Below are 14,862 nucleotides of genomic sequence, written 5' to 3' on the forward strand. Positions count from 1 at the left end.
TGTGTCCCGTGGTGTCAGGGTGTTCGGGGCTCGCGGGTCAGGCCCTGGCCGCGGCGTCGAACCGTACGGAGAGCAGGGAGCGCAGGGGGACGTGCGTCTCCTGCTGCGGGCCGCGAATGGCGAGCCGGTGGTCGAAGGCGACGTTCAGCAGGCGTTCGGCCAGGGGTACGACCAGGTGCTTGGCCCAGCAGCGGGCCCCGTCGAAGCCGAACGGCATGAACCCGGGCGTCTTCTCCGGGTCCGCCACCCCGGCCCACCGTTCGGGCCGGAACTCCAGCGGGTCGGACCAGTGCTCCGGGTGGCGGTGCATCAGGAGCGGGAAGAGCGCGACGCGGTCCTCGGGGCGGATCTCGGGGTGCAGTCCGGTGTAGGCGTGGCCGTCGTTGCGGAACAGCATCCACGCGGGCGGGAGCAGCCGCAGGGTCTCCCACAGGACCTCGGTGAGGTCGGCGCGGGCGCCCTCCCGCTCCCGGTCCGGCCCCATGAGCCACAGGGCGTTGCCGGCCAGTGCGGCCACCCCGTCGCAGAGGGTGGCCGTCGACCGCCGGTACAGCGCGATGGCCTGCCTTCGCTCCCGGGTGTCGGAGGCGTCGCGGATCTGCCCGGCCAGCGCGGTGCTCCTGCCCTCGGCGGCGGATCCCGGCCAGACGGTGACGGCGCGGTCGACGATCCGGGAGAGCCGGTCGGAGCGGGTGACGCCGCGTTTCGACAGGAGGGAGACCGGCAGCGGGTCGGACGCGAAGAGCCATCGGCGCAGGTAGGAGGTGGCCGCGTAGGGCCAGGCGCCGGACAGCCCGCGTGCCGGGGGCGGCGGGGTCCTGATGCCCGCCATGACGTCCTGACCCAGCGCGCGGATCGTCCTGGTCGCGCTGTCGTGGTGGATGTCCGCTCCCGCGGCGGGCTTGTAGACCGAGCGCTCCGCCGACCGCACGGGGCGCGCCGCGACGATTTCGGCCATCAGCTCGCTGTCGGAGACGCCGACCGTGCGGGCGTCGATCCGGAATACCTTTTCTTCCCTGGTCAGCAGGTCCTGGATCTTCGGGGCGTAAACAATGGAATGGCTGCGCCCGGCTGTCGGCGCCATTTCTTCCATGAGAATCCCGCCTCCAATGAAATGGCGATGAAATGGATTCCCCCGGCGGGCGGAGAACTCCGGGCAGGAGGGAGAACCCCGGGCAGGTGAACGGGTGGGGCGCTCTGCAGCGCCGGCGGGGGCCGCGGCCCGGCCGTGGCTCGGCCACGGCCCCCGTTGGTGACGATGCGTCAGATGACGTGCGCGATCCACGAGTGGTCGGCGAGGTCCTCGTCGCGCTTGAACTTCTTCACGATAGCCTTGATCATCTTCATGGGTACTCTCCATTCCCGGGATGGCAGGCACGGTGGAGCAAGGATGCCCGCGGCTTGGCGGAAATTCGGTATTCCGATCGGAACCCCGAACCGACTTTCATCTAACTCCGGACCTTAACCGAAAGCTAGGGCTCCTGACACTCTTTTGACAAAGGATGACCTCCTCGCCGGTCCGGATTGTGTGGCGCATTAGATGGCCGATCGTTATAACTTCCCGAGGCGTGCGGTGGGGGACCATATCGGTATGGAGCTGAGGATTGAGGCCACCGACCTGCCGGGGCGTGAGTGTGCCGCCGCGCCGGGCTTCCCGGGCTACCGGGACCTGTACGTCGCCGTCCAACGCCGGGGCCGCCCGGCCGAGTTGCTCGACCTGTTCCCGGGGGACGCGCCGCGCGCCCGCTGGTCGCTGGAGTGCGAGACGCAGCCGGCGCCGGGCGGCGCGGACCTCCCCGGCGCAGTGGACCTCACCGGCCGGTACGTGCAGGGCGGCCCCGGTGCCCGGTTCGTCTACCTGAACTGGGTGACCAGGAACGGTGACGGCTGGGCGCTGTTCCGCCGGGCCAAGCTGCTGCTGGCGGCGGTCGACCGGGAGGTCGTCGAGGCGGCGGTGGAGCGCGGCGTCCTGGTGGCCCGGCTGCGCCTGACGGATGCCAAGGGCCGTCCGCTGTGCGCCGCCGTCCGCCCGCCCGTGGTGACCTGGTCGGCGGAGGGCTGAGTGCGAGGGGCCCGAACGCGCGAGGAGGGCCCCGCCGCACGCGGGGCCCTCCTCGATGTCCGGTATGCGCAGGTCAGTTGTACGTCGTGGTGACGCTCACGCCGCCGAAGCCCTGCTGGGCGTAGAGGCTGAAGTACACCCAGCCGGACGGCGGGTTGGTGATGGTGAGGGTCTCGCCGTTGCCGGCGTTGGTGGACTTGGCCAGGTTCGACCCGGTGGTGGCCCACGCACCCCCGTTGTAGTAGAGGTCGGCGTTGCCGGTGCCGCCGCTGGTGGTGATGGTCAGCTGCTTCACGCCGGCGGGCAGGTTGAGGAAGTTGTAGCTGTAGTTGCCGGTGGTGGCGGCGACGCCGTCGCGGCGGCAGTTCTTGTCGTACTGCCGGGTGTCGCCGGCGGTGCACAGCGGGGCCTGGCTGGTGGGCAGGCTGCCGCAGTTGTCGGCGCCGCAGGCCTTGAGCCAGGTGGCGAAGTCGGCGTCGTAGCGGGTGCCGATGGTGGTCTTGAGCAGGGTGCGGGCGCCGTTCCAGTCGCCGACGCGGTACTTGGCGAGGAGCGCGTCGACGTCCTGCGGGTGCGACTGGAGCATGTAGCGCACGGCCAGGTAGCCCCAGTTGTAGACCTTGGTGGAGTCGGAGTTGTCGTAGGTGTTGTCGAAGAGGGTGCTCAGCGCGTAGGTGCCCTTGCCGGCCTGGGCGACGGCGGCGTCGTAGTGGACGCCCCGGTAGCTGTACGAGATGTACTCGGCGAGGCCCTCGACCCACCAGACGGTCGGGGTGGTCATGCCGGCGTTGAAGTCGCCGTAGAAGTCGTAGCGGCCGTCGAGGTAGTGGGTGTACTCGTGGTTGAGGTTCCAGATCTGGAAGGCGGGGCGCAGCCAGTCGGCCTCGTGCGCGATGAAGCGGGCCTGGTTGCCGGCCTTGGCCGGGTCGCCCTCCTCGTACATGCCGCCGTTGTCGACGGCGATGTCGTACATCTTCCAGGCGTAGAGGCTGTAGTCGTAGTAGTCGTCGAAGACGACGACCTCAAGGCTGGTGTTGTTGTCGTTGGCGACCGGGCCGTTGTCCTTGACCACCTGGTGGAAGAACTGGTCCTCGTTGATCAGGCTGGTGCAGGTGTCGGCGAGCTGCTGCGCGGTCATGTCCTGGGCGCGGATGCGCAGGTTGGCGTTGCAGGTGTGGTCGACGGTGAGCACGAGCGGGACGAGCCGGGCGGCCAGGTCGCAGGTGCCGTAGTAGGCGCAGTTGCCGGTGTCCTTCTTCTCCGCGAACCAGACCAGGTTCATGGTGAGCGGGGCGGTGGCGCCGACCAGCGGGTACCGGTTGACCAGGTCCTTGACGATCGGCCGGCCCTGGGCCCTGGTGGCGTCGTTGGCGACCAGGTTGCCGATCTGGATGCCGATCGAGGTGACCAGGTCGGAGCCGTTCAGCTGGGAGCTGTTGCGGGTGACGAAGGACGCCATGGTGGTGGCGAAGGAGGGGTCGGCCTGGAGGGCCGCGGTGAAGGCGGGGAGGTCGAAGCCGCGCTCGATGACGGTCTTGGTGTTGGCGACGGCGGTGGCCATCGAGCCGGTCCAGGCGCCGGTGTAGTCGGCGAGCAGGCGCTTGACGACGCCGGTGTAGCGGGCGTTCTCCTGGGCGCTGTCGATCAGGGTGACGGCCTCGGCGAGCGTCGCGCCGTTGGCCTCGGTGACGTCCTTGCTGTGCGGGGCGGCGAAGAGGCCGTCGAGGGCGCCGCGGATGGCGGTCTGCAGGGTGGCGCCGTACGGGCCGACCACATCCGGGTTGTACCACTGCACGTAGTAGCCGGCGCGCAGGAACAGGACCAGCTGGCCGGCGGAGGTGGAGTCGTCGCCGGGGTAGGTGGCGGAGACGTCCCGCAGGGCGTTGGCGACGGTGGCCATCTGGGCCTCGTTGAACGCGGCCTTGGCGTCGTTGCCGGTCAGGGTGAACAGCGTGTTGACGCAGTCGAGGCCGGCGGCCTTGACCCGCTGGACGAGCGCGGCCCCGGTGTTGCCGGTGAAGGCGGAGACGTCGCAGGCGGGGGCGGCCGCGAGCTGCTTGGCGGCCTTGTCGGCCTTGGCGTCGACGCCGGCCCCGGTGGTGGTGGCCGCCGTCGGGGCGGTCGCCTTGGCCTGCTCGTCGGCGGCCAGCGGGCGGGCGTCCTTCGGGGTGTCGGGGGACTTGGGCACGGGCACGGAGTGCGGTGCGGCCGCCTTGCCGGTGGGGGTGGTCGAGGCGTGGGCCGCAGGGGCGTCGGCGGCGTGGGCCTGGGGTGCGAAGAGACCGAGTGCGAGGAAGAAGGCGACGCCGAGCGCAGGGAGTCTGCGCGCGCCGGCCTTCGCTATCCGGGAGGGACGCATCTGTGGGGGCCTCCGGGGCCGTTGAGGGTTGCCGTGTGGTTGGGGGCACACGGTTCCTGATGTGTGACATGTAAAATGTCACACCTGTTGCGGCCGGGGGAAGGCTTGGGAACGGATTCGCGTCGGGCGAGATCGAACCGTTGTCAGGTCGGCGCGCCGCGTCAGGTCGGCGCGCCCGTCAGGTCGGCCCGACGGCGGATCAACCCGCCGTCATACCACGGCGGTCCGCGCCAACGGCGTCAACGCCGCGAACTCCAGCGGCGCCGACGGATCCACCGACAGCTCCGCCGGAGCCGGCTCGGCGCCGGAGCGGACCAGCAGATCGCCGATCGCCGCCACCATCGCCCCGTTGTCCGTACAGAGCCTCAGCGGCGGTACCCGCAGCGCGATCCCGGCCGCCGCGCAGCGCTCCTCGGCCAGCGACCGCACCCGGGAGTTGGCCGCGACCCCGCCGACCACCACCAGGGTGCCGATCCCGTGATCGGTGCAGGCCCGCACCGCCTTGCGGGTCAGCACGTCGGCGATCGCCTCCTGCAACCCGGCTGCCGCGTCCGGGACGTACGGGTCCGAGCCGCTCGAGCGCCGCGCCTCCACCCAGCGGGCGGCGGCCGTCTTGAGCCCGGAGAACGAGAACGCGTACGGGTCGTCCCGCGGTCCGGTCAGCGGCCGCGGCAGGCGGACGGCCGTCGGGTCGCCGTCCCGGGCCGCCCGGTCGATCGCCGGCCCGCCGGGGTAGGGGAGGCCGAGGATCCGGGCGACCTTGTCGAAGCACTCGCCGGCCGCGTCGTCCAGGGTGTCGCCGAGGTGGACGATCGGATCGCGGGCGAGGTCGCGCACCAGCAGCAGCGAGGTGTGCCCGCCCGAGACGATCAGCACCACGCAGGGGTTCGGCAGCGGCCCGCCGTCCAGCGTCGCGGCGGCGACGTGCCCGGCCAGGTGGTGCACCCCGTACAGCGGGACGCCGAGCGAGAACGCGTAGCCCTTGGCCGCGGCCACCCCGACCTGGAGCGCCCCGGCCAGCCCCGGGCCGGTCGTCACCGCGACGGCGCCGATGTCGGCGAGCGTCAGCCCGGCCCGCGCCAGCGCCTCGCCGACCACCGGCGCCATCGCGTGGACGTGCGCCCGGGCGGCGATCTCCGGCACCACCCCGCCGAAGCGGGCGTGCTCGTCCATCGACGACGCCACCGCCTGCCCGAGCAGTACGCCGTCCCGGACCAGACCCGCGCCGGTCTCGTCGCAGGAGGACTCGATCCCCAGCACCACCGGTGACCCTGTCACAGTCACTCACCCTCATCACTCATTACATGCACTCGCGACCATTGTGCCCGACGAGACGTGAGGAATAAGCAGGAGCCCATGCTTCGTTCCTGCAACTCATACGCAATAGTGTTGTCCCGGCACGATCATCACTGTTCATCGAAAGGGGCTGTGTCCCAGCATGGGCACCTACTCGCTTCCCGACCTGCCGTACGACTACTCCGCGCTTGAGCGGGCGATGTCCCCCGAGATCCTCGAACTGCACCACTCCAAGCACCACGCCGCCTACGTCAAGGGTGCGAACGACACCCTGGACCAGCTGGCCGAGGCGCGCGACAAGGAGCAGTTCGGCGGCCTGGTCGGCCTGCAGAAGACCTTCGCCTTCCACCTGTCCGGCCACGTGCTGCACTCGCTGTTCTGGCAGAACCTCTCCCCGGAGGGCGGCGACCGCCCCGAGGGCGAGCTGGCCGACGCCATCACCGAGCACTTCGGCAGCTTCGAGGCCTTCCGCAAGCAGCTCACCACCGCCACCACCGGCGTGCAGGGCTCCGGCTGGGGCATCCTCTCCTGGGAGCCCCTCGGCAAGCGCCTGATCGTCGAGCAGGTCTACGACCACCACGGCAACGTCGGCCAGGGCACCACCCCGCTGCTCGCCTTCGACGCCTGGGAGCACGCGTACTACCTGCAGTACCGCAACGTCCGCCCCGATTACGTCGAGAAGCTCTGGGACGTCGTCAACTGGCAGGACGTCTCGTCCCGCTTCGCGGCCGCCAAGACCGTCTGACGCGCACTAGGTGAACGGCCCCGGACCGGTCGGGCGGTCCGGGGCCTTCCTTGTGTCAGGAGAGCTGCAACAACGCCTTCCGGTGCCGCCAGGCGAGCCGCAGGAGCGCCGCGCCGGCGGGCTGCATCGGCTCCGCACCGGTGAGGCGATCCACCTGCTCGGCCGTGAACGGGATGCCGGCCGAGCGTCCGGTGGCGTCCTCCAGGCCAACGCGGTGGCCTTCGTCGTTGGTCGAGACGATGCGCCGGAACGTGTCGTCGAACAGCTCGGCGTCGAACACGGCCACGGTCAGCATGTCGGTGACGAACGTCAGCGGATCCATCCCGAGGCCCAGCCAGAACACCCGCAGGCGGCCGTCCGCGCGCGCCGCGGTGAGCGACTTGTCGAGCGGCCAGGCGGCGTAGTCGATCGGCGCCCTGTCGCTCCCGTAGTCCTCGGTGCTGCCGAGCAACTCCTCGCTCAGCTCCCGCAGGATCGCCCGCCAAAGGTCGAAGTCGTTCCCCTCGTTCCACGGCGCGTCGTGCGAGGCCTGGAACATCCCGACCGGCATCACCTGGAAGAGACCCCCGCCGCTGGCGACCTTCTCGGGGTCACGCCAGTGCAGCACGAACTCCGCTTCGCCGGTGCTGCGATCGTGCCGGATGGTCAGCGTGCTGATGGCCGCCATGACCGGCCGGCGCGCGAGGACGGTCGGATCGCCGATGGCAGCGCGGAAGGGCGTGGCGGCCGAGCCCGCCAGGACCGCCGCCGCGTACTCGTGCGCGACGGCCTCACAGATGTTGATCACGTCGAAGTACCGGCCGCGGCCGAACGTCAGCGTCGGATCGCCCGCAGACGTCCCGACATCGAGCAGGCGGTAGCAGCTTCGATCCTCGAACAGCCTGGGCTTGGCGAGATCCCGCACCGCGTCGGCGTAGCGACGGTAGGTCGTGCCGCCCCTCTGACGCGGGCGGATGCGGTCGAGCTCCGGCTCGCCGCCGTCCAGCTCGGCCTCCGGCGCGTCCGGCTGCCAGCGCAGTCGGACACGCTCCAGCGGCACCGGCTGCTCCGGAATCCAGTGCCGCCGAGCCAGCAACGGAGTCCCCGGGACCAGCCGTTCGGGCTCGCTCTCGGCAAGGAGCCGATTGGTCAACTCGAAGCGGTGGTCGTTGAGGAAGCTCCGCACCCATCGCCAGTGCTCCCGACTGTCGGACGGGCCCGGTCGGTCGTCTGCCACGATTCACCCTAACGCCGCGGCTCGCTCGTCGAGTTCCCCGGCACCGGCCACGTCGCGGAGACGGTAGAGGCGGGCCCGCAGGTCGCGGACGGCGTCCTGGACCTTGACCGAGCGGATGCCGTCCGCGCAGTCGAGGAAGTCGTTCCAGGACGCGAGGGCGCCGTCGACGTCGTCCTGCCGGAGACGGACGGTGCCGAGGTCGGCGAGGACGATCGCCCGGGTGCGGCGGCGGTCGAGTCCGTGGATGTCGAGCGCGTGGTGGAGGTGTTCCTGCGCGCTGGTGCAGTCGCCGAGTCGGGCGAGGACCATGCCGGACTCGTGAGCCCACCGGCCGATGCTGTAGTGCGAGGCCCACGACTCGCCGGGCGCGCCGGTGGCCCGTTCGATCGCGCTCTGGGACGCGGCGAGCGAGCTGGTCGCGGTGCGCCGGTCGCCGTCGAGCGCTGCGGCGTTGGCCAGGGTGGCCTGGTAGTAGGCGAGCGCTCGGGAGTCATCGAGGTGTTTGGCCTGGTCGACGCACTCTTCCGCTATCCGCACGGCGGTGGGCCTGAAACCCAGGTCGATGGCCTGAACGGCCAGACCGCGCAGGGCGGTGGCGGCCAACTCGGCGTCGCCGGCTTCGGAAGCGAGCCGGAAGGAATGCGCGTAGTACTGCTGGGCGGCGTCCTGGTTCCCCTCGTCCTGGGCCATCCACCCGGCCAGGTGAACGAGTTGGGAGGTCGCCGCGAACAGCTCCCGGCCGACGGCTTCACTCCACGTCCCGTCCAGCCAGGGCGCGACGTCGTCGTGCAGGTAGCGGACGGCGAGATGGCGGGCATGGCCGCCACCGAGCTCGGCGGCCGCGTCGCCCAGCGACTTCGTCATCTGACGGATCGCTGCGACCTCGCCCCGGCCGACCTTCACCTTCTCATCAGTCTTCAGCCGTGTCCGCCGAAGGATGGCGTCTGGATCAGGCAGGCCCAACGCCGCAAGCGCGTACGCACTGGAGGCGGCCACGAATCCCCGGCGATCCACCACGCCCCTCCGGCTCAGCTCGACACCCGATCCAAGGTAACGCCAATTCCGCTCTCCACGTGACCAGTTGTCGGGCTGTTGACCACCTGGAACATCCGATCGGATTCAGGCAAGCAGCCCCGGACTGGCGATCCGGGGCCGTGCCGAATGCGATGGGCGATCCATTCCCCTACGGCAGGGGCCACGCATTCGTCGGGTCGTCCAGCCAGGCCTGATGGCCGCCGGGGCCGATGGTGAGGCCGAGGCGGCTCGGACCGGGGCGGTCATTGTCCAGCCACCAGCGGTGGGCGGCCTCGACTTCGTCCCACAGGCGGCGCGGGCCGTGCTGCCAGACCGTGTACCGCTCGGTGTTCTCGGTGCCGTCCCAGTCGACGGCGGCCCAGGAGCCGCCGTCGGTCGTGGCCACCCAGAGGCGCGTCTCGACGTCGTCGAGATCGGGATCGTGGTGCCAGGCGTACCAGAGGTCGCCGAGGCGGTGCCCGAGGGCGAACTGGGTCTCGAACTCCGAGTCGGCGACGGCCCAGGGGTCGAGCGTGGTCGTGGACTCGTCCGGTACGTGCTCGTCCATGACGACGTCCCGGAAGAGGCGGAGGTCGCGGCGCTGGGTGCGCATCAGCATGAAGGCGCTGTCGGCGGTGTAGCGGCCGGTGGCAGTTCCGTCGCCGCCCACGGTGAGGCGGAGCAGGCCGCCGTGGCTCCAGTCGTCGCACCAGGGGGTGAGGACGACGCCGCCGGGCTTGGTCTGTTCGATCCAGGCGTACGGAACCCGTCTCACCGAACAGGTGGCCACCACGCGGTCGAACGGCGCTTCGCCGCTCCAGCCGAGGCTTCCGTCGCCGCAGACGACGGCGGGTGCGTAGCCGTTGGCCTTGAGGTTGGACCGGGCGAGTTCGGCCACGGTGGGGTCGATGTCGATCGTGGTCACGTTGGTGTCGCCCAGCCGGTGGGAGAGGAGCGCGGCGTTGAACCCGGTGCCCGCGCCGATCTCCAGGACCCGCATTCCCGGTGCGACGCCCAGGAGTTCGAGCATCTGGAAGACGATCGACGGAGCGGAGGCCGAGGAGGACGGTGAGGCGTCGGCCAGATCCTCCGGCTCCTGCCCGTCGTTGATCTGCGTCACCACGGGTTCGTCCGCGTACGCGGCGGCGAACCAGCGATCGGGCTCGTGCCCGCGATCGCAGGGCACGAGAACATCGTCGTCGCCGCTCAGCCAGACGCGGTCGGGGAGGAAACGGTGGCGCGGCGTCGCTTCGGCGGCCTCGCGCCAGTGGGGGGCCAGATCGCGGCCGAGGTGCCGGGAGACGGCTTGGAGCAGGCCGCGCACGCCGGCCCGCTCCAAGCCCTGCTGGTGAGTTGTCACTTGCTCTTGTCGCCGTCCTTGCCGTGCTTGCCGCCGGCCTTTCGCGACTGGTGATCCTGATTCTGCGGGGCCGTGTTGAAGTCCTTGTCGCCCGCGTGCTTGCCCTGCCCGCCGTCGTTGCCCCCGCTGCCGCCACCGGAGCTTCCGTCCTTGCCGGTTCCCCATCCCATGGGTGCCTCCTGCCTGTCCTGTTCGCGATGATTGTCGTGTGGAGCGCTTGCCCAGGTGCACGGACGTGACAGTGACCAACTGACGTACCCCGGGCCGATAGGCTCCTTGATGAGAGCGGGGCCGCCGTCGCAGGGAGCGAGACCTGCCGACGGGTCACCGACCGCTCTCGGTCGGGGACGCCTACGACGGTAGGGTCCCGGAGTCGGAACCTGAAGTGACCGCGAGTACAGGTACGTTGGCACGAACTCCCGAAGTGGGGGGCTCTCATGCAGTCAAGCCCGCATCAGTCTCTGACTGTCAGTCAGGGTAGGTCTCGGCGCCCACGCGTGGGCATCATCTCCGGGTACGTCTTTCGGGTGATACGAGAACAGTGTGGGGCCACCCAGGACGAGTTCGCCGAGCGGTTGGCCGTGTCGACCGACACGATCGCCGGATGGGAGAGCGGTCGGCGCCCGCTCACGGCCGTGCCTGTCGGGCGGATGTTCACCTACCGCCATCGGCTGATGCAGGTGGGCGCAGCGCCCGCACTCCTCCAAACACTGGAGCGATCCTTCGAGGCGGACATCGTGCTCGCCGGCATCGTTGAGGAGAAGTCGCCGGCTGCCGGGAGCCCCCTCGGGGCGATGGTGATACGGCGCGAGCTCGTGGAGATTCTCATGTGGCCGCTCAGCGGTGCAGCGCCGCAGACTGTTCGCGACCTCCCGACCCCGCCGCGTCCACGAAAGGGCCCAGCGCCGGCCGGACCGGAACTCCTCGCCCCCGACCGCACCCGGTTCTACACGCACCTGCGGCGCGCGGCCGAGGAAGCGCGTGGAACGGACCAGTTCCTCGCCCGCCGCCAAGCGCTGTACCTGGCCGGATACGACGAACAGGGTGACACGCGGGAGTGGCTCGCCCACCAGCAGCGTTCCGAGCGGCCGAACGACTGGCTGAGTCACTGGCTCAACTCCCGTTCCGTCGCCATGGTCTCCGCCCGCCACGGTGACCGGGATCGGATGAGCCACTTCATCGAAACGGCCCTCGCCGATGAGGCGGGCGCGATGGCGAACCTCAACTACTGGGCGTACTGGGTCGGCGAGGCCCCGTACCTCGAACTCTCCGACGACTTCATCGCTGCCCGGTCGCCGGGCCCGTGGTCCGGCGACAAGCTCCTCGCGCACCTCGTTCAGGGCCTCGGCCCGCAGTGCGGGTACGCCGAGTTGAACATCCACAGTGTGTGGTCACTGCTCCAGGTCCGGCCGGATCTGCTGCGCTCCGGAACTGCGGCCCGCGCCCTGCGCGAACGGCTCCCGGTGCTGTTGGATGGTCGGGAGCTGTCGCGGCGCGGGCGACGCGAACTCGACAGCATCCGCTACGCGATCCGCCTTGTCGAGGCGTGAGAGGAGCCAGACAGTGACAGACGACCTGACGCCGGTGGCGAGGTTCCTGTTCGAAGCCGGGACGCTCAAGCAGACCAAGCGCACGGGCTGGTGGATGGCCGGCGTCCGCGATCCCGAATCGGTCGCCGAACACTCCTGGCGAACCGCGTTGATCGCTTCGATCATTGCCAAGCTCGAAGGCGCGGACCCGGCGCAGGCCGCCTTCCTCGCGGTCTGGCACGACTCCCAGGAGACGCGCACCGGGGACGTCAACCATCTGGGGAAGAAGTACGCGCCCGGCGCCGACCCGGCGGCGGTGACGGCCGACCAGGTCGGCGGAATGCCGGAGATCCTTGCCTCGACCATCCGGGATCTCGTCGCGGAGTACGAAGCGAAGGACTCTCCGGAGGCGGTCTGCGCGAGGGACGCCGACAAGCTGGAGTGCCTGATCCAGGGCGTCGAGTACAAGGCTCAGGGCTATGCGAACGCTCAGCGCTGGATCGACAACAGCCGTGGCCGTCTCATCACGAAGACCGCCAACGCACTTGCCGACGCCGTCCTGGCAACCGACTCCCTCGACTGGCTCCGTGCCGCCCTCGGGGAACTCGGGGAGAAACCGAGCTGACGCGGGTCGTGGATCGTGCCTTCAAGGCGGGACCTCGATGTGATGGTGGACGGCGCCGAGCGCGTGATCTGACGGAGGGGCGAGGATGGCGATCGAAGCGGAGCTCAAGGCGGTCGTGCGCGACCCGGAAGGCGTGCGCAGGCAACTGGAGGCCCGGCACGGCGCCGGCCGCGCCGAGGTCTACCGCGACACGTACTACGACGCGCCGGACGGCAGCCTGATGGGCGCCGATCGCGAGTTGCGGATCCGTACCGTGCACGGCCCGGACGACACGCGCACGGTGCTCACGTACAAGGGGGCACGGGTGGACGAGGCGTCCGGGTCGAAGCCGGAGTCCGAGACGAAGGTCGAGGACGCCGACGCCGCGCACGAGATCATCCGGGGCCTGGGCTTCACCCCTCGCATCGCGTTCGAGAAGCGGTGCCGCAACTACGGCTTCCAGCGCGACGGGAGGCACCTGCTCGCCACGCTCGTTCGCGTTCCCGAGTTGGACGACGCCACGTTCATCGAGGTCGAGACGACGGCCGCCACGGAGGCCGACCTCGCGCCGGCCCTCGCCCTGGTGCGTGCGGTGCTGAATGAACTCGGCATCAACGAAGCCGACTTGAACACCGAGCTCTACACCGACGCGGTAGCGGCGGCGCGACCGGCCTGACTGATAGACCTCATTCCGCATTCACCGGCGTGCCCCCTGGGGCCACAGCACCTCAACCGGCACGCCGCGCTGGCGGGCGTAGGCGACCACGTCCGCCGTCCCGCCGTGGCCGCGGGCCGGCAGGCCGTCCCAGACGGCGAGGAGCTTGTCGACCTGGGCTACCAGGACCTCGCTCCCCGCCATGTGGGCGGCTTCGTCGGACTCCACCCGGCCTGTTCGGTGAACGGCGTCGGCACTGCTCAACAGCCGGTCGTAGACGGGGTGATGCCAGTCCGGCAGCCCGTCCCGGTACTGATCCGCCGGAATGACGACCTCCAGCCGCGCCCCCCGTTCGAGCGCGATCTCCGCGATCCACGCGTCCGGCCCGTCCGCGATGCAGGACACGACCGTGAGCCCAGTCGGGTCCTCGCCCGCGAGAGCGTCTTCGAGCAGCCGTCGAACCTGCTCCTCCACCCCGGCCGCCAGCCCCCGATGCCCCGTGATTCCGATTCGCACTGCGATCCCTTCCTAGAGATAGACACCGTGCAGGCGCTCGTCGAACTCCCTCACGACCTTGGACGGCGAGGAAGTGCTGAACGACCGTCGAAGTGCGCGGCCTCTCTCGACGATTCGACCTGAACGGTACTGGAGTCCGATCTCCAGAGCTTGCGTGGCGAGGGCGAATGCCGCCTCGATCCGTCCTGCGGCCAGATGGCCTGCTGCAATGTCCAGCAACAGCAGCGCGCGTTGCTTCGCATGACTGGTCGCCGGGACCGGGATCGCCGTTTCTGATGCCCACCTGGAGAGTCCGAGTTTCGCGCCGCAGGTCACTTTGGCAGCGGCCACTTTGGACTCGTCGAAGGTGAACACCCAGGGCCATGGGGGTGGTTCTTCCCGGATGTCTGCCTGAAGCACGGCTCGGCTACGTGTCAAGGCGCGGTCGGCGCTGCGCTGGTCGCCTGCGGCTGCATGTCCGAGGGCCTCAACCGATGAAAGCCACGCGTCGGCGACTGTGGGAAGCGCAGGCTCCAGGAAGCTGCGGGCTCGCTGGGTGAGACTGAGCGCCTGGACCGCGTTGCCGGTGTGAGCTTCGAACTGCGCGAGGCTTCCGGACTGGTACGCGGCAAGCAGTGGGTGTGCTCCTGACCGCGCGGCTTTGATCGCAGCTCCGTAGAACGACCGCGCGGACCCGTGGTCTCCCATGTCCCACGCCAGCCAAGCGGCCAGGCTCGCCGCCTCGCTCGCGATGGCGGCGAGCCTGATCCGATGAGCATCGGTCCGTGCCGCGCCAATCAGCCCCTGGATCAACCGCAGATGGGAGTGGACGACATCGGCAAGCTCCCGTGAGGGCGTCGACCCGTCAAGTCGACGGTAGGAGGTGGTGGCAACTCGGAGTGCGACAGCTTGCTGCTCGGCCTCGTCCGTGGATCCCGCGGCGGCAGTGAATACGGGGGATGCCGCGATTGCTGCGGCTGCTCCCAGGAATTGACGTCTTTCCACGTTCTCAGTTCCGATTCGCGTCTGAACCGTATTCTCGGCGAGGCCGAGCAGAGCTGCTGGAATTCCCAGGTGCTGTGACAGTCGCAGTAGCACGTCCATGGCGTAGGGGGCGATGCCTCGCTTCTCCAGTCGTGAGATCGCTGATTGTGAGAGTCCACATGCCTCGCCCAACTGCACCTGCGTCATGCGCTGGTACGTTCGAGCCAGCTCGATGATCTTGCCGTAGTTCCTCGTCCGGGAGGCATCCCGGATCGCTGCCGAGTTCCAGTTCAACAGCCCATCCCAACGCTACGAGGCCTGCCAGGTCACATGGTGCAATCCGATGCGTTCCTCGCATATCCGTATGCGGGCACCGCATGATCAATGGTCTCACGACTGTGACGGATTGTTGACTGACAGTAAGGAATCGGCTTGTGCGTTGGTGTGGGGGGGGGGGGGCGGCTAACCCAAAACGGGCCGGGGGGGGGGGGTTTTGGCCGCCCGGTTTGTGGGTTGGGTTTTATAAAAAAAAAAAACCACCAC

14 protein-coding genes are annotated in these 14,862 nt (G+C 69.6%); 5 read left to right on the forward strand and 9 right to left on the reverse strand.

From position 1 onward, the window contains the following. Window positions 1-37: 37 nt before the first annotated feature. Window positions 38-1,084: a cytochrome P450 gene (locus ACFV6D_RS02135; protein WP_380424834.1), complete on the reverse strand. Its 1,047-nt coding sequence runs from the start codon at window positions 1,082-1,084 to the stop codon at window positions 38-40. 507 nt (window positions 1,085-1,591) lie between these two features. On the opposite strand from ACFV6D_RS02135, the gene ACFV6D_RS02140 reads away from it, so the two are divergent. Continuing rightward, a complete protein-coding gene (locus tag ACFV6D_RS02140) occupies window positions 1,592-2,062 on the forward strand; it encodes a DUF5990 family protein (protein ID WP_380557783.1) in 471 nt (156 codons plus the stop codon). A 73-nt stretch (window positions 2,063-2,135) separates the two neighbouring features. Here ACFV6D_RS02140 and ACFV6D_RS02145 read toward each other — a convergent pair whose 3' ends face one another. Further along, complete coding sequence (locus ACFV6D_RS02145) at window positions 2,136-4,421, reverse strand: M9 family metallopeptidase (protein ID WP_380557786.1); 2,286 nt, start codon at window positions 4,419-4,421, stop codon at window positions 2,136-2,138. 210 nt (window positions 4,422-4,631) lie between these two features. After that, window positions 4,632-5,684, reverse strand: coding sequence for a tRNA (adenosine(37)-N6)-threonylcarbamoyltransferase complex transferase subunit TsaD (tsaD, locus tag ACFV6D_RS02150; protein ID WP_380558044.1), 1,053 nt, complete (start codon window positions 5,682-5,684; stop codon window positions 4,632-4,634). Between the two features lie 175 nt (window positions 5,685-5,859). On the opposite strand from tsaD, the gene ACFV6D_RS02155 reads away from it, so the two are divergent. Beyond that, entirely contained in the window at window positions 5,860-6,462 is a 603-nt protein-coding gene (locus tag ACFV6D_RS02155; protein ID WP_380344361.1) for a superoxide dismutase, read from the forward strand. Window positions 6,463-6,517: 55 nt separating this feature from the next. Here the strand turns inward: ACFV6D_RS02155 and ACFV6D_RS02160 are convergent, their stop codons facing one another. From ACFV6D_RS02160 to ACFV6D_RS02175, 4 genes are all read right to left on the reverse strand, one after another. Next, a complete protein-coding gene (locus ACFV6D_RS02160; RefSeq protein WP_380557789.1) occupies window positions 6,518-7,627 on the reverse strand; it encodes an XRE family transcriptional regulator in 1,110 nt (369 codons plus the stop codon). 54 nt (window positions 7,628-7,681) lie between these two features. Beyond that, window positions 7,682-8,542: a tetratricopeptide repeat protein gene (locus ACFV6D_RS02165; RefSeq protein WP_380424843.1), complete on the reverse strand. Its 861-nt coding sequence runs from the start codon at window positions 8,540-8,542 to the stop codon at window positions 7,682-7,684. Between the two features lie 319 nt (window positions 8,543-8,861). Continuing rightward, window positions 8,862-10,052, reverse strand: coding sequence for a methyltransferase domain-containing protein (locus ACFV6D_RS02170; RefSeq protein WP_380424845.1), 1,191 nt, complete (start codon window positions 10,050-10,052; stop codon window positions 8,862-8,864). Next, entirely contained in the window at window positions 10,049-10,222 is a 174-nt protein-coding gene (locus tag ACFV6D_RS02175; protein ID WP_363376938.1) for a hypothetical protein, read from the reverse strand. The genes ACFV6D_RS02170 and ACFV6D_RS02175 overlap by 4 nt, the downstream gene beginning before the upstream one ends. 267 nt (window positions 10,223-10,489) lie before the next feature. On the opposite strand from ACFV6D_RS02175, the gene ACFV6D_RS02180 reads away from it, so the two are divergent. From ACFV6D_RS02180 to cyaB, 3 genes are all read left to right on the forward strand, one after another. Further along, complete coding sequence (locus ACFV6D_RS02180) at window positions 10,490-11,602, forward strand: helix-turn-helix domain-containing protein (RefSeq protein ID WP_380557792.1); 1,113 nt, start codon at window positions 10,490-10,492, stop codon at window positions 11,600-11,602. 13 nt (window positions 11,603-11,615) lie between these two features. Continuing rightward, a complete protein-coding gene (locus ACFV6D_RS02185) occupies window positions 11,616-12,206 on the forward strand; it encodes an HD family hydrolase (protein WP_380557795.1) in 591 nt (196 codons plus the stop codon). An 85-nt stretch (window positions 12,207-12,291) separates the two neighbouring features. Then, the gene (cyaB, locus tag ACFV6D_RS02190) at window positions 12,292-12,861 is read left to right on the forward strand and encodes a class IV adenylate cyclase (protein WP_380557798.1); all 570 of its coding nucleotides are present in this window, start codon (window positions 12,292-12,294) and stop codon (window positions 12,859-12,861) included. A gap of 21 nt (window positions 12,862-12,882) precedes the next feature. Here cyaB and ACFV6D_RS02195 read toward each other — a convergent pair whose 3' ends face one another. Further along, complete coding sequence (locus ACFV6D_RS02195) at window positions 12,883-13,356, reverse strand: hypothetical protein (protein WP_380557801.1); 474 nt, start codon at window positions 13,354-13,356, stop codon at window positions 12,883-12,885. A gap of 12 nt (window positions 13,357-13,368) precedes the next feature. After that, window positions 13,369-14,613: a helix-turn-helix domain-containing protein gene (locus tag ACFV6D_RS02200; RefSeq protein WP_380557804.1), complete on the reverse strand. Its 1,245-nt coding sequence runs from the start codon at window positions 14,611-14,613 to the stop codon at window positions 13,369-13,371. Window positions 14,614-14,862 lie beyond the last annotated feature (249 nt).

It is taken from the genome of Kitasatospora sp. NPDC059812 (genome assembly GCF_042732075.1).
Classification (GTDB): Bacteria; Actinomycetota; Actinomycetes; order Streptomycetales; family Streptomycetaceae; genus Kitasatospora.